General features: G+C 70.1%; 17 protein-coding genes, 1 tRNA gene and 1 other RNA gene. 5 read left to right on the top strand and 14 right to left on the bottom strand.

The genetic code is table 11. The features are described 5' to 3' along the window. Window positions 1-54 precede the first annotated feature (54 nt). From BJQ94_RS02505 to ffs, 6 genes are all read right to left on the bottom strand, one after another. The gene (locus tag BJQ94_RS02505; RefSeq protein WP_265398008.1) at window positions 55-1,248 is read right to left on the bottom strand and encodes an acetate kinase; all 1,194 of its coding nucleotides are present in this window, start codon (window positions 1,246-1,248) and stop codon (window positions 55-57) included. Further along, window positions 1,245-3,461 (bottom strand): phosphate acetyltransferase, encoded by a 2,217-nt coding sequence (gene pta / locus BJQ94_RS02500; protein ID WP_265398007.1) that lies wholly within the window; start codon window positions 3,459-3,461, stop codon window positions 1,245-1,247. Before pta ends, BJQ94_RS02505 begins: the two co-directional genes overlap by 4 nt. Before the next feature lie 2 nt (window positions 3,462-3,463). After that, window positions 3,464-5,935, bottom strand: coding sequence for a phosphoketolase family protein (locus tag BJQ94_RS02495; RefSeq protein WP_265398006.1), 2,472 nt, complete (start codon window positions 5,933-5,935; stop codon window positions 3,464-3,466). 96 nt (window positions 5,936-6,031) lie between these two features. Further along, entirely contained in the window at window positions 6,032-7,540 is a 1,509-nt protein-coding gene (locus BJQ94_RS02490; protein ID WP_265398005.1) for an MFS transporter, read from the bottom strand. Next, window positions 7,537-8,124, bottom strand: a complete 588-nt coding sequence (locus BJQ94_RS02485) for a helix-turn-helix domain-containing protein (protein ID WP_265398004.1) — start codon at window positions 8,122-8,124, stop codon at window positions 7,537-7,539. Before BJQ94_RS02485 ends, BJQ94_RS02490 begins: the two co-directional genes overlap by 4 nt. 93 nt (window positions 8,125-8,217) lie before the next feature. After that, an RNA gene (ffs, locus tag BJQ94_RS02480) (signal recognition particle sRNA small type) lies at window positions 8,218-8,314 on the bottom strand. A gap of 120 nt (window positions 8,315-8,434) precedes the next feature. Here ffs and BJQ94_RS02475 point away from each other — a divergent pair. The 4 genes from BJQ94_RS02475 (at window position 8,435) to BJQ94_RS02460 (ending at window position 12,187) form a co-directional block, all read left to right on the top strand. Next, a tRNA-Ser gene (locus BJQ94_RS02475) sits at window positions 8,435-8,522 on the top strand. A 165-nt stretch (window positions 8,523-8,687) separates the two neighbouring features. Next, window positions 8,688-10,091, top strand: a complete 1,404-nt coding sequence (locus BJQ94_RS02470; protein WP_265398003.1) for an MFS transporter — start codon at window positions 8,688-8,690, stop codon at window positions 10,089-10,091. A 420-nt stretch (window positions 10,092-10,511) separates the two neighbouring features. Then, the gene (locus BJQ94_RS02465; RefSeq protein ID WP_265398002.1) at window positions 10,512-10,889 is read left to right on the top strand and encodes a YciI family protein; all 378 of its coding nucleotides are present in this window, start codon (window positions 10,512-10,514) and stop codon (window positions 10,887-10,889) included. After that, window positions 10,886-12,187, top strand: a complete 1,302-nt coding sequence (locus BJQ94_RS02460; RefSeq protein ID WP_265398001.1) for a DUF6596 domain-containing protein — start codon at window positions 10,886-10,888, stop codon at window positions 12,185-12,187. The genes BJQ94_RS02465 and BJQ94_RS02460 overlap by 4 nt, the downstream gene beginning before the upstream one ends. 120 nt (window positions 12,188-12,307) lie before the next feature. On the opposite strand, the gene BJQ94_RS02455 is transcribed toward BJQ94_RS02460, so the two are convergent. The 3 genes from BJQ94_RS02455 to BJQ94_RS02445 are packed head-to-tail and all read right to left on the bottom strand — an operon-like array spanning window position 12,308 to window position 14,617. Then, a complete protein-coding gene (locus BJQ94_RS02455; RefSeq protein ID WP_275875539.1) occupies window positions 12,308-12,544 on the bottom strand; it encodes a hypothetical protein in 237 nt (78 codons plus the stop codon). Continuing rightward, entirely contained in the window at window positions 12,544-13,257 is a 714-nt protein-coding gene (locus BJQ94_RS02450; protein WP_265398242.1) for a TrkA family potassium uptake protein, read from the bottom strand. The genes BJQ94_RS02455 and BJQ94_RS02450 overlap by 1 nt, the downstream gene beginning before the upstream one ends. Continuing rightward, complete coding sequence (locus BJQ94_RS02445) at window positions 13,250-14,617, bottom strand: potassium transporter TrkG (RefSeq protein WP_265398241.1); 1,368 nt, start codon at window positions 14,615-14,617, stop codon at window positions 13,250-13,252. The genes BJQ94_RS02450 and BJQ94_RS02445 overlap by 8 nt, the downstream gene beginning before the upstream one ends. 179 nt (window positions 14,618-14,796) lie before the next feature. Between BJQ94_RS02445 and BJQ94_RS02440 the strand changes: the two genes are divergently transcribed. Further along, window positions 14,797-15,351 carry a hypothetical protein gene (locus BJQ94_RS02440; protein WP_265398240.1) on the top strand — a complete coding sequence of 185 codons (555 nt, stop codon included), beginning with the start codon at window positions 14,797-14,799 and terminating at the stop codon, window positions 15,349-15,351. A gap of 54 nt (window positions 15,352-15,405) precedes the next feature. Here the strand turns inward: BJQ94_RS02440 and BJQ94_RS02435 are convergent, their stop codons facing one another. From BJQ94_RS02435 to BJQ94_RS02415, 5 genes are all read right to left on the bottom strand, one after another. Next, window positions 15,406-16,176 carry a hypothetical protein gene (locus BJQ94_RS02435; RefSeq protein WP_265398239.1) on the bottom strand — a complete coding sequence of 257 codons (771 nt, stop codon included), beginning with the start codon at window positions 16,174-16,176 and terminating at the stop codon, window positions 15,406-15,408. Between the two features lie 55 nt (window positions 16,177-16,231). Beyond that, a complete protein-coding gene (locus BJQ94_RS02430) occupies window positions 16,232-17,605 on the bottom strand; it encodes an FAD-dependent oxidoreductase (protein ID WP_265398245.1) in 1,374 nt (457 codons plus the stop codon). Between the two features lie 78 nt (window positions 17,606-17,683). Then, window positions 17,684-18,121 (bottom strand): DUF805 domain-containing protein, encoded by a 438-nt coding sequence (locus BJQ94_RS02425; protein WP_265398238.1) that lies wholly within the window; start codon window positions 18,119-18,121, stop codon window positions 17,684-17,686. Window positions 18,122-18,216: 95 nt separating this feature from the next. Then, window positions 18,217-18,360: a hypothetical protein gene (locus tag BJQ94_RS02420; RefSeq protein WP_265398237.1), complete on the bottom strand. Its 144-nt coding sequence runs from the start codon at window positions 18,358-18,360 to the stop codon at window positions 18,217-18,219. Between the two features lie 204 nt (window positions 18,361-18,564). Continuing rightward, window positions 18,565-19,686 (bottom strand): hypothetical protein, encoded by a 1,122-nt coding sequence (locus BJQ94_RS02415; RefSeq protein WP_265398236.1) that lies wholly within the window; start codon window positions 19,684-19,686, stop codon window positions 18,565-18,567.

Raw genomic sequence — 19,686 nt, 5'->3', positions numbered from 1 at the left:
AGTCAGAGCGCCCGCCGCACTAGCGAAATCGGGCGACTCCTGGTGTGGCGAGGGTTAGATGACCGCGCGGGTTTCGCGGGCGATCTCGAGCTCCTCGTTGGTGGGGATGACGAGCACGGTGACGCGCGAGGCATCCGTCGACACGACGCGGGCGACCCTGGAGAACGGGTCGTTCTTGGCCGGGTCGATCTCGATGCCGAGGCCCTCGAGGCCGGCCAGGGCGCCGGCGCGGATGATGCCGGAGTTCTCGCCGACACCGGCCGTGAAGACGATCACGTCGAGGCCGCCGAGCTGGGCGATGTAGTTGCCCACGTAGCCCTTGATGCGGTGGTAGTAGACGTCGAGCGCAGCCTGGGCCACGGCGTCGCCGGCCACGGATGCGTCTTCGACGTCGCGCATGTCGCCGCTGCCGGTGAGTCCGAGCATGCCGCTCTGCTTGTTGAGCATCGTGTCGAGCTCTTCGATCGACAGGCCGGCCTTGCGGTGCAGGTGGAACAGCACGGCGGGGTCGATGTCGCCGGAGCGGGTGCCCATGACGAGGCCCTGCAGCGGGGTGAGGCCCATCGACGTGTCGATGGACTTGCCGCCGTCGACGGCGCAGACCGACGCACCGTTGCCGAGGTGCAGCACGATGGTCTTCAGTTCGCTCAGCGGGCGGCCGAGGAACTCGGCTGCGGCCTCTGAGACGAACTTGTGCGAGCTGCCGTGGAAACCGTACCGGCGGATGCTGTGCTCCGCGGCGAGGGCCCTGTTGATCGCGTAGGTGTACGCGGCGGCCGGCATGGTCTGGTGGAACGAGGTGTCGAACACCGCGACGTGGGGCACGTCGGGGAAGTTCGTGCGCGCCGCGACGATGCCCTGCACGTGTGCGGGGTTGTGCAGCGGGGCGAGGTCGGCGAGGTCGCTGATCTGCTGCTGCACGGCGTCGTCGATCACGGTGGGGCCGGTGAAGATGCTGCCACCCTGCACGACGCGGTGGCCCACGGCGATGAGGTTCGCCTCGGACAGCTGCGGGCCGTGCGCGGCGAACGCGGCGATCATCACGTCGAAGCCGGCGGTGTGGTCGGGGATCGGCAGGTTCTGCTCCTGGCGGCCGGCCTCAGAGGCGGTGTTGGTGTGGCGGGCGTGTCCGGTGCCCTCACCGATGCGCTCGACGAGTCCGCCGGCCAGTTCGGTTTCGGTGTCGATGTCGATCAGCTGGTACTTGAACGACGACGAGCCGGAGTTGATGACGAGGATGGCGGTCATACGGCTGCCACCACCGCTGCGAGCGATGCGGCCTGGATGGCGGTGATCGCCACGGTGTTCACGATGTCCTGCACGAGGGCTCCTCTGGAAAGGTCGTTGATGGGTTTGCGCAGGCCCTGCAGGACGGGGCCGATCGCCACGGCGCCAGCACTGCGCTGCACCGCCTTGTAGGTGTTGTTGCCGGTGTTGAGGTCGGGGAAGATGAAGACCGTCGCCTTGCCGGCGACCTCGGACTCCGGCATCTTCGCGGCGGCCACTGCGGCATCCGCGGCGGCGTCGTACTGGATCGGGCCTTCGACGGCCAGGTCGGGGCGGCGTTCGCGAACGATCGCGGTGGCCTCCCGCACCTTTTCGACATCCGCACCGTTGCCGGAGACGCCGGTGGAGTACGACAGCATCGCGATGCGCGGCTCGATGCCGAACTCGATGGCCGTCTCCGACGCCGAGATGGCGATGTCCGCGAGCTGAGCGGCAGTGGGGTCGGGGTTGACCGCGCAGTCGCCGTAGACGAGCACCCGGTCGGCCAGGGCCATCAGGAACACGCTCGAGACGACGGACACGCCGGGGCGGGTCTTGATGATCTCGAAGCTGGGCCGGATGGTGTGCGCCGTGGTGTGCGAGGCGCCGGAGACCATGCCGTCGGCCAGTCCCAGCTGCACCATCATGGTGCCGAAGTACGAGACGTCGGTGACGACGTCGCGCGCCTGGTCGATGGTGACGCCCTTGTGGGCGCGGAGGCGGGCGTATTCCTCGGCGAAACGCATCCGCAGCACGTCGTCGAACGGGCTGACGACGGAGGCGCGGGTGAGGTCGAGGCCCAGGCCGATGGCGCGCGAGCGCACCTCGAACTCTTCGCCCAGGATGATGATGTCGGCCACGTCGCGGGCCAGCAGGGTGGCGGCGGCACGCAGCACGCGGTCGTCGTCGCCCTCGGGCAGCACGATGCGCATGCGGTTCTGGCGAGCCCGCTCGAGCAGGGTGTACTCGAACATCAGCGGGGTGACCACGTCGGCGCGGCTCACCTTGAGCCGGTCGAGCAGGGCGGAACCGTCGACGTGCTGCTCGAACAACGCCAGGGCAGTGTCGTGCTTGCGCTGCGAGTCGGCGGCCAGGCGGCCGCGGGTGTGGGTGATCCGCAGCGCGGCTTCGTAGGAGGCCAGGTCGGTGCGGATGATCGGCACCGACGGGGCGAGGCCCTTCATCAGCTGGGCGATGGACTCGGGCAGGTCGAAACCGCCCACGAGCACCACGCCGGCCAGCGACGGGAAGGTGGCGGAGGAGTTGGCCATCAGGGCGGCGAGCAGCACCTCGGGGCGGTCGCTCGGGATGACGACGACGGCGCCCTCGGTGAGGTACGGCAGCACGTTGACCATCGACATGGCGGCCACGACCACGCTGAGCGCTTCACGGGAGAGCAGCTCGGGGTCGCCCTGCACCAGGGTGCCGTGGGTGGCTTCGAGGATGGTCTTCATGCTCGGCGCCACGAGGAACGCGTCTTCGGGGATGGCCCAGACCGGAACGACGGCGCCGTGCAGGGCATCCGTGGTGACGGGCAGGTTGTCGACGCCCTCGCGCACCGAGGCGATGAGGCCGTTGAGGTTGGCGGGGTCGGCGCGGTTGACCACGACGCCGAGCAGCGAGACGTGCTCGGACTGCAGTTCGGCCAGCGCCACATCGGTGAGCTGGCGGATGTCGTCGCTGGTGCGCGGTTCGCTCTGGCCGAGCTGATCGCTCTGGCTGAGGCCCTCGCCCTGACCGAAGGCCACCCGGCCGGCGAGCACGAGCAGCACCGGAACGCCGAGGTTCGCGGCGATGCGGGCGTTGAAGGCCAGTTCAGTGGGGCTGCCCACGTCGGTGAAGTCGCTGCCGATGACCACGACGGCGTCGCACTGGGCCTCGACGGCCTTGTAGCGGGCCACGATGCGCGCGAGCGCGGCATCCGGGTCGGCGTGCACGTCGTCGTAGGTGACGCCCACGCACTCGTCGTAGGTCAGCGCCGGCTGGGTGGCCGGGTTGGTGCCTGCGGGCTTGCCGGCCTGCAGGTGGTTGAGCAGCAGTTCAAGCACGTAGTCGGGCTTGTGCTTCGAGCGGGCGATGGGGCGGAAGACGCCCACCCGCTCGATGGAGTGCAACAGGGTGTCGAGAACGCCGAGTGCGATAGTAGATTTGCCGGTATTTCCCTCGGCGGAGGTGATGTAGATGCTTCGAGCCACGGTTATACGTTATCCCCGCCGGTGGTGTCTAGTGTGCGCGCGGCGGCTGCCGCGGCATCGTTCCCAGCCCATACCCAGTCGGTCACCTCGGGAATGTCTTCCCCATGATCGCGGGTGTACTGCCGGGCACGCAGGCGGGCATCCTGCATCTGCTGGCGAAGCAGTCCGGCACGGGCTCCGAGTCCGGGTACCCGGTCGATGACATCCATCACCAGGTGGTACCGGTCGAGGTCGTTGAGCATGACCATGTCGAACGGCGTCGTCGTCGTTCCGTTCTCCTTATACCCGCGGGCGTGCAGGTTGCCATGGCCATGGCGCTTGTAGGTGAGACGGTGGATGAGCCACGGGTAGCCGTGGTACGCGAACACGATGGGCTTGTCCGCGGTGAAGTAGGCGTCGAACTCGCGGTCGCTCAGGCCGTGCGGGTGGTCGTCTTCCGACTGCAACCGCATCAGGTCGACCACGTTGACCACGCGCACGCTGAGGTCGGGCATGGCGTCGCGGAGGATCGCGGCGGCGGCGAGCACCTCGAGGGTGGGCACCTCGCCGGCGGCGGCGAGCACCACGTCGGGTTCGGTGCCGGGCACCTCGGTGCCGGCCCACTCGAAGATGCCCAGGCCCCGCTCGCAGTGCGCGACGGCCTGGTCCATGGTGAGCCAGTTCGGGGCCGGCTGCTTGCCGGCCACGACCACGTTCACGTAGTCGACGCTGCGCAGGCAGTGGTCGTAGATGGACAGCAGCGTGTTGGCGTCGAACGGCAGGTACACCCGCACGACGTCGGCGCTCTTGTTCACGACGTGGTCGATGAAGCCCGGGTCCTGGTGGCTGAAGCCGTTGTGGTCCTGGCGCCAGACGTGGGAGGAGAGCAGGTAGTTCAGGCTCGAGATGGAGCGGCGCCACGGGATCTCGCGGGTGACCTTGAGCCACTTGGCGTGCTGGTTGAACATCGAGTCGATGATGTGGATGAACGCTTCGTAGCAGTTGAACAGGCCGTGCCGGCCGGTGAGCAGGTAGCCCTCGAGCCAGCCCTGGCACTGGTGCTCGCTGAGCATCTCCATCACTCGCCCGGCGCGGGCCAGGTTGGTGTCCTCGGGCAGGTATTCGGCGTTCCACTGCTTGTCGGTGGCGGCGTAGACGGCCGGCGCGAGCCGGTTGGATGCGGTCTCGTCGGGCCCGAAGATGCGGAAGTTGTCGGGGTTGTCGCGGATCACGTCGGCCAGCCAGGTGCCGAGCACCTTGGTGGCCTCGTCGACGGTGGCGCCGGGGGACGGCACATCCACCGCGTACTCGCGGAAGTTGGGCAGTTTGAGGTCGCGGCGCAGCAGCCCGCCGTTGGCGACCGGGTTGGCGCTCATGCGCAGGTCGCCGTGCGGGGCGAGGGCGCTGATGTTGGCGGCGGGGGCGCCGGCCTCGTCGAAGAGCTCCTCGGGCCGGTAGGACTTGAGCCAGGATTCGAGCACGTCGGTGTGCGACTGGGTGTCGCGGGCGTTGACGAGCGGCACCTGGTGCGAGCGCCAGGAGTTCTCCACCTGCACGCCGTCGATGACGGGCGGGCAGGTCCAGCCCTTGGGGGTGCGCAGGATGATCATCGGCCAGCGCGGCCGGTTGGTGTCGCCGGCCAGGGCGGCGCGCTTGATCGCGGCGATCTCGTTGAGCACCTCGTCCAGGGTCTGTGCCATGCGCTGGTGCACGGCGAGGGGGTCCTCACCGTCGAAGCCGCCGGAGACGATGTGCGGGTTGTGGCCGTAGCCGCGCATGAGGTCGAGCAGCTCGTGCTCTGGGATGCGGGCGAGGATGGTGGGGTTGGCGATCTTGTACCCGTTGAGGTGCAGGATCGGCAGCACGACGCCATCCTGCAGCGGGTCGACGAATTTGTTGGAGTGCCAGCTGGTGGCCAGCGGGCCGGTCTCGGCCTCGCCGTCACCGACGACGGCGGCCACGAGCAGGTCGGGGTTGTCGAACGCGGCGCCGTAGGCGTGGCTGAGCGCGTAGCCGAGCTCGCCGCCCTCGTGGATTGAACCGGGGGTTTCCGGCGAGGCGTGGCTGGGGATGCCGCCGGGGAAGGAGAACTGGCGGAACAGTCCCTTGACGCCCTCTGCGGTCTGGTCGATGCCGGAATAGATCTCGGAGTAGGTGCCGTCGAGGTAGGCGTTGGCGACCATGCCGGGCCCGCCGTGGCCGGGGCCGGTGATGTAGAGGGTGCTGATCTCGCGCTCGCGGATGACCCGGTTGAGGTGCGCGTAGAGGAAGTTGAGGCCCGGGGTGGTGCCCCAGTGGCCGAGCAGGCGCGGCTTGATGTGCTCTTTCGTGAGCGGCTCGCGCAGCAACGGGTTGTCGAGCAGGTAGATCTGCCCGACGGAGAGGTAGTTCGCGGCCCGCCACCAGGCGTCCACGCTCGCCAGAGCTTCAGCGCTCAGGGCGTGCGGGAGGCGGCTGGGCCAGGTGAATGCGGTGGTGTCGGACAAGTCAGCCATGACCATCTCCAGGGTTTGAGGGCGGCAGTTGCGCCGTTCAAGCTTAGGAGTGCCTTAGCGGATGTGCGGGGGACGTTGGTCCCGATAAACGGCCGTTCAGGGGGCTACGCTTACCGATTCGCCGTCGGCTCGTTCGATGCCGCGCCAGGAGCCGCCCGTGAGCGGGGCGAGGGTGACCAGCGCGTAGAGCACGCCGATGACCAGCAACACGGGCACCAGGCCGGCCGCAGACACCACGACGCCGGCCAGCCCGCTGCCCAGCGGCAGGCCGAGCGAAACGCCGGTGGTCATCGCGCCGAGCACCCGGGCGCGGAACTCCCGCGGCACCCTCTCGTAGAGCACGGTGGTGATGAGCGGGTTGATCGACCCCGCCGCCAGACCGGCCACGGCGAGCACGGCCAGCAGCACCGGAACGGGCACCCCGGCGGCCATGGCCAGGTAGGGCGGGGCGCCGGCCAGGAAGAACGACAGCACCAGCAGTGGCCGGCGCGGCAGCCGGTGGCCGAGCCAGGTGAACAGGGCCGCTCCGCTGAGCGCGCCGCCGGAGAACACGGCCACCATGACGCCGAAGATCGCCCCGTCGGCGCCGACGGTGCTGGCGTAGGCGGGCATCAGCACGGTGATGCCGGCGGCGTCGAAGCAGTTGGTGACCACGATCATCAGCACGAGATAACGCAGCAGCGGGCGCTGCCAGAGAAACCGGAGGCCCGCGGCGAAGTCGGCCCAGTAGCCGCGCCAGCCGGCGGGCAGCTCGGTGCTCGCGGCCGCCTCAGCGGCGGCGGGGCCGGCATCCGCGTGCCTGGGCACGCCCAGCCAGAGCAGCAGCGCAGAGGCCGCGAAGGTGGCCGCGTCGATGAGCAGGGCGTTGAGCGGGCCCAGCCAGACCACGCAGATCGCGGCCACCGAGGCACCGAGCATGGCGGCGCTGCGCGACACGGCCGAGTGGATGCCGGTGGCCCTGGTCACGCTGAGGCCGGCGGCTTCGGCCAGGTCGGGCACGAGCGCCGATTTGGCGGTGTTGCCGGGGGTGTCGAGCAGGCCGCTGAGGAAGACCAGGGTGAGCAGCACCGGGAACGGCAGGCCGGTGGTGGCGGCGAGTACCGGGATGAGCAGGATCGTGGCGCCGCTGGCGAGGTCGGCGACGATGGCCGCGGTGCGGAAGCCGATGCGGTCGACGAGCACGCCGCCGAGCGCCCCGCCGACGATCACGGGCAGGGTGGCGAAGACGCCCGCGACGCCGGTGGCGAGCACCGAGCCGGTGTCGTGCAGCACGTAGAGGGGAACGACGATGACCGTGATGACGTTGCCGAGGAGGGAGAGGCCGTGTCCGCCGAGCAGGGTGAACAGCGCGAGGAGGCCGCGGGCCGGGCCGGCCTGGCTGGTCGAGCTTGTCGACGCCGTGCTGAGCTTGTGGAAGTAGACCTGGCTGGTCGAGCCGGCCCCGGCGGTCGCGCCCATCCCGCTGGTCGAGCTTGTCGAGACCTGGCTGGTCGAGCCGGCCCCGGCGGTTGCGCCCAGCCCGCTGGTCGAGCTTGTCGACGCCGTGCTGAGCCTGTCGAAGTAGACCTGGTGACGCTCTCTGCCGTCGCGCCCGCCGGCGCTCACGGCCGGCGGCCGGCGTGCACGATGAACTGCACGGCCTCGGCACCCGGGCGGCCGCGCTCCCCCGCCGCGTGCCACTTGCGCAGCACGGCGTCGAGCTCGGCGCTCGCCTCGGCGAGCTCGGCCACGGTGAGGTACGCCACGGTGTCCCCGCCGGTGCCCGCGTCCACCCACTCCCGCGGCTGCACCTGCTGGGCGTCGACGGCGGCGTGCAGGGCGGCCGCATACAGGTCGGCCACCTGGTGCAGCATCGCCGCAGACGCCTGGCGTTCCTCGGCGGGCGCATCCGCGGTGCTCGGCGTGATGCGGGTGGCGTCGTGCGCGGCCCGCCACCAGTGCTCGCGCCGGTCGCTGGCCAGCTCGGGGGCCTCCTCAACGAAGCCGAATTCGGCGAGCTTACCCAGGTGGTAGCTGAGGGTGCCCGATGCCTCGTCGACGAGGTCGGCCAGGGCACCCACCGTGCGGGGGCCGTCGATGCGGAGTTCGCCGAGGATCCGCAGCCGCAGCGGATGCGCGAGGGCGCGCATCTGCTTGGCGCTGGTGAGCGAGACGATGGCGGGCTCTGGCTGCGGTTCGGTCGGGGACATGCCCCGAGCCTAGATGCACAAGATGTGTTGCGCAATGGTTCTTGTGGGACTGGCGGCGAGCACGGGCAGGCGCCGGGCGGGCGCATCCGGGCAAAGTAAAACTCCTCGCGCACCCACCAGAGCCCAGTTACCCTTGCTACGTTTCCGTCCTGGGGGAGTTGGCTGAGATAGCGCCACGCGAGGAGCCAGTGTCAGTTTAGGGCGTCTCGGCCGTGCGCCCAAACCCGGCAGCCCATCGACGTGTCACGCGGCGGCCTCAGAAGCAGGTAAGATTTTCCCTGGTCGTTGTCTTCACGAATCGATCGGCTCAGGAGAATTCGCCTAGTGGCCTATGGCGCACGCTTGGAAAGCGTGTTGGGTGAAAGCCCTCGGGGGTTCGAATCCCCCATTCTCCGCCAGTGAAACGCCCGCTTTCGAGTGGGCGTTTCCGCTTTTAACGTCCAACTGGTGCCGAAGCGGACAACTGGTCCCGGTACGCCGGGCGCAATTGTCCGCACGGGTAACAGTTGTTGCGGGCCGAGCGGGTTGACCTCAAGGGCGGTTGAGGTTCTACGATCACTGTCGTGCCTCTTCCGACATCGCCGCGCCCTGCCCCTCCCCGCCCGGTCTCCATCTTCGGCCGCGAGCACATCTGGGTCACCGTCGGAATCCTCGCCCTCGTATTCCTCGCCGCATTCGAAGCGCTGGCCGTGACCACCGTGATGCCCATCATCAGCTCGGCGCTGGACGGCGACGCCCTGTACGCCATCGCGTTCTCCGGTCCGCTCGCCGTGGGCGTGGTGGGAATGGTCGCCGCGGGCAACTGGGCTGACCGCTCGGGTCCGGTGCCCGTGGTGCTCACCGCCGTAGTGCTCTTCGTGGTGGGCCTGGTGATCGCCGGCACCGCCGCATCCATGCCCGCGCTCATCGTGGGCCGGCTGGTGCACGGCCTCGGCGGCGGGGCGCTGAGCGTGTCGCTGTACGTGGTCGTTGCGCGGGTCTATCCGCAGCGGATGCATCCGGCGATCTTCGGCGCCTTCGCCGGCGCGTGGGTGGTGCCGTCGTTGATCGGGCCGTTCATTGCGGGCGTGGTGGCCGAGTTCACCAGCTGGCGGTGGGTGTTCCTCGGCGTCGTGGTGCTGGTGCTGGCGGCGGTGGGGATGCTGCGGCCGGGGCTGACCTCGATCGCGGCGGCGGAGCGCGAGCGCCCGATGGGGGTGCGGGAGCCGTGGCGGCTGTCGCGCACCCTGTGGTCGCTCGGCGCGGCCGCGGCGGTGCTGTGCGCGTCGATGGCCGCGCAGCTGCCCGGTGCGCTGCTCTGGATCGGCACCGGCGCCGCGTTCGTGCTGGCGGCCGTGGCGCTGCGCCCGCTGCTGCCGCCCGGCACGCTGAGCGGGCGGCCTGGACTGCCCGTGGTGATGTCCATCCGCGGGCTGGTCTCCGGCGCGTTCCTCTCCACCGAGGTATACCTGCCCGCGCTGTTCACCGGCGAGTACCGGCTCTCCCCCGTGCTGGCCGGGCTGGCGCTCAGCTGCGCCGGCATCACCTGGGCGACGGCGTCGGGGCTGCAGGGGCGCTACGCCACGGTGCTGAGCGACCAGGCCAGCATGCGCTGGGGCAGCGTGCTGCTGCTGATCGCGATCGCGGCATCGGCCGCCACCAGCGCCCTGGCGCTCTCGCCCGCTGTGGCTATCGCCGGCTGGGCGGTCGCCGGGGCCGGCATGGGAACCCTGGTGCCGCGGCAGAGCGGCCGAGTGCTGCGGTTGTCGGCGCCGGACCAGCAGGGCTTCAACTCGTCCGCTCTGCTCATCGCCGACTCCATCGGCGCCGCCCTGGCCCTGGCGGCCACGGCCGTGGTGTTCGTGGCCGTCGCCCCGCTGGGCGGCACCGCCACCTACACGGCCTCGTTCACCCTGTCGGCGCTGCTCGCCGTCGGCGGGCTGCTCCTTGTGGGCCGCGTCGGCCACGACGCCCCGCCCGCTGCCTGAGCCGCGCTGCCTGAGTCGCCCGCACCGCCCGCCCCGCCCGAGTCGCCCGAGTCGCCCGCCAACTGTTCCCCAAGCGGACAAATGGTCCCGGTGCGCCGGACGCAAATGTCCGCACGGGGAACAGTTGCTGGCCCGCGTTGCCGGGCGCGCGCATCCGCTCTGCTCGGGCCCCGCCGCGGCCCGGTTGCGGCGGCCCTGGTGCAGCCGGGCGGCATCCGGGCGGCGGTCGTGGCACCCCGGCCGGGCCAACGGAAACGCCGGGCACAACTGTTGCCGAAGCGGACAAATGGTCCCGGTGCGCCGGACGCAAATGTCCGCACGGGGAACAGTTGCGGCCCGGATGTCCGTTAGGTGTCGATTGGGGGGTGGTTCAGTCGTCAAGGGAGTGTCAGTATCCGTAAAGCGTGAAAGGACAGGATCATGCAGTATTCACTTCTCGTCATCAGCCAGGAGCCCGGGGACGCCGCGATCACCGAAGAGGACCTGGAATGGGGCCGGGCGGCGTTCGACGCCTATGCGAAGTCCCTCGACGCGGCCGGCGTGCTCGTGTCGGCCGACATCCTGCAGCCCGTCGCGTCGTCGACGACGGTCTCGATGCGCGATGGCGCGCTGCAGATTCAGGACGGCCCGTTCGCCGACACCAAGGAACGCCTGAACGGCACCTTCGTGATCGACGTGCCCGACCTCGACGCCGCCCTCGCTTGGGCTGGCAAGTGCCCGGCCGCGCAGTACGGCGCCGTCGAGGTGCGCCCGTCGGCGATCGTCTTCACCGCCGGCGAATGGCACCAGGTAGCGTGACCGCCCGGACGCGGGCGGAACTCGCCGCCCGCGCCTCCTATGGGCGCCTGCTCGCCGTGCTGGCCGCGCCCACCGGCGACATCGCCGCCGCCGAGGACGCACTGGCCGATGCCTTCGAACGCGCCCTCACCACCTGGCCGCGCGACGGCGTGCCCGACAATCCGGAGGGATGGTTGCTCACCGTGGCACGCAACCGGCTCAAGGACCTGTGGAAATCGGCGGCGGTGCGACTGCGGGCCCCGCTGGACGACACCGCAATCGCCCACGGACCGGCAGCCGCGGCCGAGCGGATAGGCCGGTCAACAATGGAATCGACGACGGCCGGGCTCGAGGCACTCGAGGCGATCGACGGCCAGGCGATCCCCGACAAGCGCATCGAGCTGCTCTGCGTGTGCGCGCACCCGGCGATCGACCCCGGTATTCGCACCCCGTTGATGCTGCACACCGTGCTCGGCCTCACCGCGGCCGAGATCGCGGCCGCGTACGCCGTGCCGGAGCAGACCATGGCACAGCGGCTGGTGCGCGCCAAGCGGCGCATCCGCAGCACCCGCATCCCGTTCGTGCTGCCGTCGCTCACCGACCTGCCCCAGCGGCTGCCCGCCGTGCTCGAGGCCGTGTACGGCGCGTACGCGATCGACTGGTCGACGGCTGATCCGGATGCGCGCACGACGCCGGATTCGTTGGCCGGCGAGGCGCTCTACCTGGCCGAGACCCTCGCCGCCCTGCTGCCCGACCAGCCGGAGGTGCTCGGGCTCGCCGCCCTGCTGGCCCTCTCGATCGCCCGGCTGCCGGCCCGCACGAGCAGCACCGGCGAGGTGGTGGCCCTCGACGACCAGGATCCGGCGCTCTGGGACACCGGGCTCATCGCGCGCGGCGAGCAGTATCTGCGGCGTGCGCGGCGGCTGGGCCGGATCGGCCGGTTCCAGCTCGAGGCGGCCATCCAGTCGGCACACTGCGATCGCGCCCGCTCGGGCGTGACCGACTGGGCCGCGCTGAAGACCCTGCACACGGCGCTGGTGCGGGTCTCCCCCACCGTGGGCGCGCGGGTGGCGTTGGCCGCTGTCGTCGGCGAGGTCGACGGGCCCGGGGCAGGACTCACGGCACTGGATGCGCTGGCTCGCGACCGCACGGACGCGGCGGCCTTCCAGCCGTTCTGGGCCACCCGCGCGCATCTGCTGGGCGAGGCCGGGCTGGTGGCGGATGCCCGCGGCGCGTATGCGCGGGCCGGGGAGCTGTGCGGCGACGAGCGGCTGCGCGCGGCGTTGCGGCGCCGGGCCGAGGCCCTGCCGCCCGGCTGAGCCGCGCGGCCGCGCCACGCATCCGCAGAGCTAACTGTTGCCAAAGCGGACAAATGGTCCCGGCATGCCGGACGCAATTGTCCGCACGGGGAACAGTTGCGGGACGGGACGGGCGGGCGCCTAGGGGGCGAGGGGGCGGCGGGGGCGCGGCGCGGGGGGCGGCGGCACCTCTTTGGCGGCCACGACCTCGGCGAGCGCCAGGGTCACCGTGCCGCGCTTGGTCTCCACCGTGCAGGAACTCGCATCGCAGGAACGCAGGTAGCCGAGGGCATCCGTGTACCCGCCCTCGATGCGGGTGCGCACGACCACGCGGGTGCCCAGCGGCGCAGCGATGAGGAACTCGACGGCGTGGTTCATCAGCGCAACCGGCTGAACGACTCGACGCGCTCGGTGGCGCCGGCCACCAGGATGATGTCACCCTCCAGGATCACGGTCTCCATTGTGGCGTAGCTCCAGCCCTGACCCTCACGGCGGAAGGCGGTGACGGTGATCCCGTGCACCGTGCGCACCTTGGTCTGGCTCAGCGGCAACCCGATGATCTCCCGCGGCGGCGCGGTCTTGACCAGGGCGAAGTCCTCGCCGATGTCGATGTAGTCCTGCATCACCCCGCGCACCAGGTGCGCAACGCGCTTGCCCATGTCCTTCTCCGGGTAGATCACGTGGTTCACGCCGAGCTGGCGCAGGATCTCGCCGTGCGGCTCGCTCACGGCCTTGCCCCAGATGTTGGGGATGCCCAGCTTGAGCAGCAGCGACGCCGTGAGGATGTTCGCCTGGATGTCGCCGCCGATCGCGACGACGACACTGCTGAACTCCGGCACCGACAGTTGCCGCAGGGTCTCCTCCTTGGTGGAGTCCGCGCGCACCACGTGGGTGAGCAGCCGGTTGTGCGCCTGCACGATCTCCTCGTCGGCGTCGATGCCGAGCACCTCGGTGCCGCTGGCCATCAGCTCGAGCGCGAGGGCGCTGCCGAACCGGCCGAGACCGATCACGACCACGGAGTCCTCCTCCGCCAGCCGCGCGGGCTGCCGCTGGCTGAATAGGGAGAACGATGACGACCGGAACTTAGCCAATGATGGGCCTCTCCTTCGGGAGTTCGTACGTGGCGGGCCGCTCGCGCAGGGCGAGGGCGGAGGCGAAGGTGATGGGGCCGAGCCGGCCGATGAACATCAGCAGGATCAGGATCAGCTGACCGGCCGGCGGCAGGCTGGCGGTGATGCCCGTGGACATGCCCACGGTGCCGAAGGCGGAGATCGTCTCGAACAAGACGGCGTCCAGACCGATGTCGGTGAGCAGCATGAGCGCCGCGGTGGATGCCGTGACCACGAACACGGCCAGCAGCACGAGGGTGATCGCCTGGCGGTGCACCGCCCTGGACAGCCGCTTGCCGAACACGTTCACCACACCGTCGCCGCGGATCTCGGCGACCAGGATGAAGAACAGCACGGCGAAGGTGGTGATCTTGATGCCGCCGGCGGTGCCGGCCGGGCCGCCACCGATGAACATCAGCACGTCCATGCCGAGCAGGCTCGCCGAGTCCATCGACCCGACGTCGATGCTGTTGAAACCGGCGGTGCGGGTCTGCACCGACTGGAAGAAGCCGACCAGGATCTTCGCCGGCCAGTCCAGCGGGCCGAGCGTGGCCGGGTTCGACCACTCGACGGCGGTGATGTACACGGTGCCGGCCACCAGCAGGGTGATCGTGCCGGCCAGCACGATGCGGGTGTTCATGGTCCACAGCAGCGGCGAGCGCAGGTGCTTGCGCAGCTGCACGATCACCGGAAAACCGAGTCCGCCGAGGATGACGGCGGCCGCGATCGGCAGGCAGATGAACGGGTCGACGGCGTACCCCATCAGGTTGTCGCTGAACAGCGCGAACCCGGCATTGTTGAAGGAGGACACCGAGTGGAACACGCCGAGCCAGACCGCCCGGCCGACCGGCTCGCCGTAACCGACCAGAAAACGCACGCTGAGCAGCAGCGCCACCGCCGCCTCGACGATCAGCGAGATCGTCACAACGCCGACCACGAGCCCCTTCACGTCTTCCAGGCCCACGCTGCGCACCTCGGATGCGGCGGTGACGCGCGAGCGCAGCGACATCCGTCGAACCACGGCCAGCCCGATCACCGACGCGAAGGTCATCACACCGAAACCGCCCACCTGGATGAGCAGCAGGATCACGGCCTGCCCGAATGGCGTCCAGAAGGTGGCCGTGTCGACCACGGTGAGCCCCGTCACGCAGACCGCGGAGGTGGCCGTGAAGACGGCCTCGGCGAAGGACGCGCCGCCGGGGCCGACCTTGGCGATCGGCAGCGACAGCAGGCCGGTGCCGGCGAGAACGGCCACGGCGAACCCGAGCGCAACGGCCTGGGCCGGATGCAGGCGGAATCGGGGCCGATGCAGGCCCTGCCCGGATGTCGCCCGCGAGTTCACGTTGCCACTCTACGGCGCATCCTCGCGGGTGACGGCCGGGAAATCCCCGGCCGGCCCTGCCGAAGTTTGGCCCCCGAACGGTGTCTACTGGGGTGCCTGTTCATGGGGCATACTCGTAGTACACCGGCGAGGGGGACACGAGGGTGGGGAAAGTCACGAGCGCGAATCTTCGTGCGCAGGTGCTGAGGCCGCATGGCCATCTGCTGCGCCAGACGACTCTGTCAATTCTCGCCTTCTTCGCCCCGGTTTTCGCGGTGCTCTACTGGTTGACCATCCCGCTCGGGGAGTGGGTCCCCGTGGCCATCGCCCAGGTGGTCGTGATGCTCGCCGCCGGCATCGGCATCGTCGGGTTCCTGCGCACCTGCATCTGGGTCGACGACACCGGCATCTCCGAACGCGGCTTCCTCGGCCAGCTGAGCAGCTTCCCCAGCGCGCAGGTCGCCAGTGTGGTGGTGCTCGAGCTGTACCAGAGCGGCGCTATCGACACGCATCCGCAACTGTTCGTGACCGGCGAAGACGGCCAGCTGCTAGTGCGGATGCGCGGCCAGTTCTATTCCAGGGGCGCCATGGAGACCGTGGCGGACGAGCTGGGTGTGCCCGTGGTGCGCGTGCCCGACCCGATGACCCTCACCGAGCTGAACCGGTTGCGCCCCGAGCTGCTGTACTGGTTCGAACGCCGCCTCACCGGCCGGCCCCCGCGCGAGCCCGAACCCGGCACCGACCTCGGCGCCTGAGCTACGCCGAGCCGTGACCTGAGCCCCGAAAACCCTAGGTTTTCGGGGTTTTTCTCACGGCTCGCGGGCGGTGAAGACGTAGTCGTTGGATGCGGTCAGCTCGGGGCGGAGGCCCTGGGCGAGCGCCTCGGCGAAGATCACGCGCGACTCCTCGCGGCGGAGCGCGGCCGCGGTGGGGTCGTCGGCCCGCAGCTGCTCGAAGTCCACGTCGAGCGGCCAGCCGGCCTCGGCCGGCCACACCGGCGGGGTCTCCCCCGCGAGCGCCCGTCGCACCCGGGCCGAATCCAGCGCCCAGCGCACCTCGAACCGGTCGCTGCGGTCGCTGCCGGAGACCACGTCATCGAGGCGGCCGTAGAAGTCGGGCAGGAACTTCGTGACCTCGGCGCCGAGCTTGACCAGGTTGAAGTGCGCGTTCCGGCGGATGAGCGGGTCGAAGGTCCAGCGCATCTCGGTGATGCCCTGCTCCAGGCAGAGCGCCCGCTGGAAGAGCTTGAGCGCGAAGCCGACGCCGCCGCTCCGGTGCCAGGGCACCACCGCGGCCATGTGCGAGTGCAGGTGCAGCCCATCGGTCCAGCCCAGGAACCCGAGCGTGGCGCCGACGGGCTTGCCCTGCTCGGTGGCCAGCAGCACCGTGTTGCCCGCGTAGTCGAGGGCGAGCAGCATCGCCCGGTCCGGGCTGCGGCCGACGCCCCAGGTGCGTTCGAACAGGCCGATGATACTGGCCAGGTCGCGCGGTTCGGCCATCCGCACACTGACGCCGGCCGCCGCCGCGGCCTGGTCGTACCTCCGGTACGCCGCGGCCACCACCTCAGGTTCAACGTTCATGGGACGAGTGAACCACAGGGTGGGGCGGAGCAGGTAAAAGCGACGGGATCGGGCGCTAGTGGCCGCGGCCGGAGACGCGGTCGGCGAGGGCGGCCAGGGGCGAGGTGGTGCTGCGGCGGGTGAGCTCGGCCCGGTCCGCGCGCGTGTATGCCTGGTACAGGGCGGTCACGGCCAGCCAGCGCAGCGGCTCGGGCTCCCAGTTGCGCACCCGGTGGTTCACCCAGGGCAGCTCGGTGAGCGCACTCTGCCGGCCCAGGATCAGGTCGGTGAGGGTGCGGCCTGCCAGGTTCGTGGTGGCCACCCCGGTGCCCACGTAGCCGCCGGCCCAAGCCAGGCCGGTCTGCCGGTCGAGGCCCACGGTGGCGGCCCAGTCGCGGGGCACGCCCAGCACACCGCTCCAGGCGTGGGCAAGCTGCGCATCCGTCGTGCCGGGGAAGAACCTGTGCAGGATGCCGGCGAGCGCCTCGACGGTGCTGGCCGGGGTGTGGCCGTCGGAGTCGGTGGCCGAGCCGAACCGGTACGGCACCCCGCGGCCGCCGATCGCGATGCGGCCATCGGCCGTGCGCTGCGCGTACATGTAGGCGTGCGCCATGTCGCCGAGGGTGGCCCGATTCGCCCAGCCGATGCCGGCCCACACGTCCGCGGGCAGCGGCTCGGTGACGATCAGCGACGAGTTCATCGGCAGCCAGGCCCGGTGCAGGCCGGCCAGGCCCGCGGTGAAACCCTCGGTGGCGCGCACGATGAACTCCGCCTCGACCGTGCCGCGAGCGGTGAGCGCGGCGTGCGGGGTGATCTCGGTCACCCGGGTGTCGTCGTAGATCTCCACACCGAGAGCGAGCACCGCCCGGGTGAGCCCGGCCACGAGTCTGGCGGGCTGGATGCGCGCGCAGTGCGGGTGCCACATGGCCCCGGTCGAGCCGGCCACGTTGATCTGCGCCGCGGCGTGTGCGGCGGAGAGGAGCTCGACATCCGTGTGCGGCCAGGACTGCTCGGCGCGCACCGCGGCCTCGAGTCGGTGCTGCTGCGGCCGGTCGTAGGCCACCGTGAACTCGCCGCCCTTGACGATGTCGGCATCGATGCCCTCGAGCGCGGCGACCCGGATGACCTCGTCGACGGTGTGATTCATGGCGGCCTGAAACGCGGATGCGGCTTGCCGGCCGTGGCTGCGGACGTACTGCTCGCGCCCGCCGGTGACCGAGTTGGTGAGCCAGCCGCCGTTGCGTCCGGAGGCGCCGTAGCCGGCGAAGCGTTGCTCGAGGATGACGACGCGCAGCTCGGGCGCGGCCTTCTTGAGGTAGTACGCCGCCCACAGGCCGGTGTAGCCGGCGCCCACGATGCACACGTCGGCGCGGGTGGAGCCGGGCAGCGGCGGGCGCGGGGCCGGCCGGCCCACCTGGTTCCACCAGAAGGAGACGTCCCCGTTGATCATGCCCGCACCGCTTTCCGTGTCGACCGCCATACCGCGATCATGGCGCATCCGCCCGCTCCGGCGCACTCCCTCAGGGGGTTAGCGCAGGCCAGACCCCTGGAAGGAGAGCCCGTCCGCCTTCGGCAGGCGGGCCACGTCGAACCGGGCGCCCGCTGCATTGCTCGGCAGCAGCGTGAAGACAAAGATGATGATGCCGCCCACGACCGGGATGAAGCCCAACAGCACGAACCAGCCGGAGAAGTTCGCGTCGTGCAGCCGGCGTACGAGCACGGCGACGCTGGGCAGCAGCAGACCGATGACGAGGATGGGGCCGAGCGCCATCGGGACGATCTCGAGGTTGTGGGCGGGGTCGCCGTACATGTTGGTTCCGGTGGGGATCAACGGCAGCGCGCTGATCAGCGCGATGACAACCCAGAGCAGCAGGCCGAACCACCAGTACTCGCTGCGGGGAGCCCGCCCGGTGAAGTCGACATACTTACGGAAAACGGACTTGATCGCCTGGGTGGGTGTCAACATGGGGGTCTCTTTCGTCGGCTCTGGTGAGTCGGCGCAGGCCGACGGAGGCCTTGCACCCCCGTGATCAGGCTACCGGGGGGCAGCGCGCATCCGACCTATTGAAAGAGGAAAAGCAGCGACGTGGCGCCGACCGTGATGGCGATCAGGCACAGGATCAGCACCCAGGTGAGTCCCTTGATGCCGCCGCGCATCTTGCCCAGGAAACCGACCGGGCGGCTGTCGTAGTCGTCGTCATCCATGGGGCAACCCTACCCAAGCCGGTCGGGAGCGGGCTGTGTGCGATTGAGCCTTCGGCCCACAGCGCCCGACGTTCCCGAGACGCCAGCCGGCCGCATCCGACTTGCCGCAAAACGCCCCTTCAACGCCCGTGAAGGGGAACTTTGCCGGATGTCGGTGCGGCCGACTGTGCCGCTGTGTGCGATACCACCGGCCCGCCCGCGCCATCACCACAGAACGTCCGCCAGAGGCAGCTCGCTCGGTCGCACCGGGGTGGCTGTATAGTCCAGCTCAGAAACTTCACTCAGGTCGGCCGTCTCCTTCTCGAAGAACACCAGGTCTTTGGCCTCGAAAACGCCCACAACCGGTCGCGTCTGACCCTTCCAGGTTGCGGTCGTGGTGATGTGGCGAATGTCGTGAAGGTCGGTCCCGTCCAGGGTGGCACGCCATTCCCACATCGAGTCGACACGGCCCGTTCGCGGGTGCACGACATACTCCTCGGTGACTGTCTCCCCCCGAAGCTTCTGCGCCACGAAACCGGCACGGTCGGTCGTGCTGTTCTCAGCTCGGGCAACCCGAACCGTGCGCCCGCCGACCAACCCGACGTCCCCGGCAACACAGCCGACGCCAACAGGTCGTTCCACCGATGTCCACGACCGCAGGTTCAGCTGATTCAGAGGGACAACCGCGGACCAGCCGCTTCGAGTGTTGGGGCCGTGCACGATCTCCGGCACGTCGAACTCGGGAATTCCGCCCCTGGCCGCGAAGACCAGCGCCGTATCGCCGGATATCGAGTCGACGAAGACCGTCAGGTCCCGCCACACGGCCGTCCACTCCACGTGGCGCACAGACGCGACACGGGCACGCTCCACGAATTGGGTCCACTGCCCGTAGCCGTCCAGCACCCACCCGTCGCCCACCGGGGAGCCCTCGCCCACCCACATCACCTGAAGCAGCGGGACCCCGTCCGGACCGACCGTGCCACACGTATCCGCCACCCCGAATTCGACCCCGGCGATGTCGACGAACACACCGGGCCGCGGGGTGTGCTCGTCGACAGCGTCGTGGGTTGTTGTTCGGGTCAGCCGGAACCGGTCCAAGGCGGAGAATTCAACGTCACCGGACGTGAAGCCCGCCTGCACGTCGTCTTGGCGCCAGAGGATGTCGGGCAGATCGACCGGACCGTAGATCTCGACGTGCGGACCTCTGGGGCTCACACCCTTCACCCCCACGCGAACCCCTCGATAGGTTGCATGACCAGTCACGGCGACCCGGCCGCGCGCTGTCTCGTGCGCCTCCAGGTCTTCCAGACCCAGCGGATGCGTCAGAGCCGACTGCGGCGCGGTCAC

It is taken from the genome of Cryobacterium sp. SO2, from assembly GCF_026151165.2.
GTDB lineage: Bacteria > Actinomycetota > Actinomycetes > Actinomycetales > Microbacteriaceae > Cryobacterium.
The sequence above is the reverse complement of the archived record's forward strand: the minus strand, read 5'-3'. Positions and strand labels throughout refer to the sequence as shown.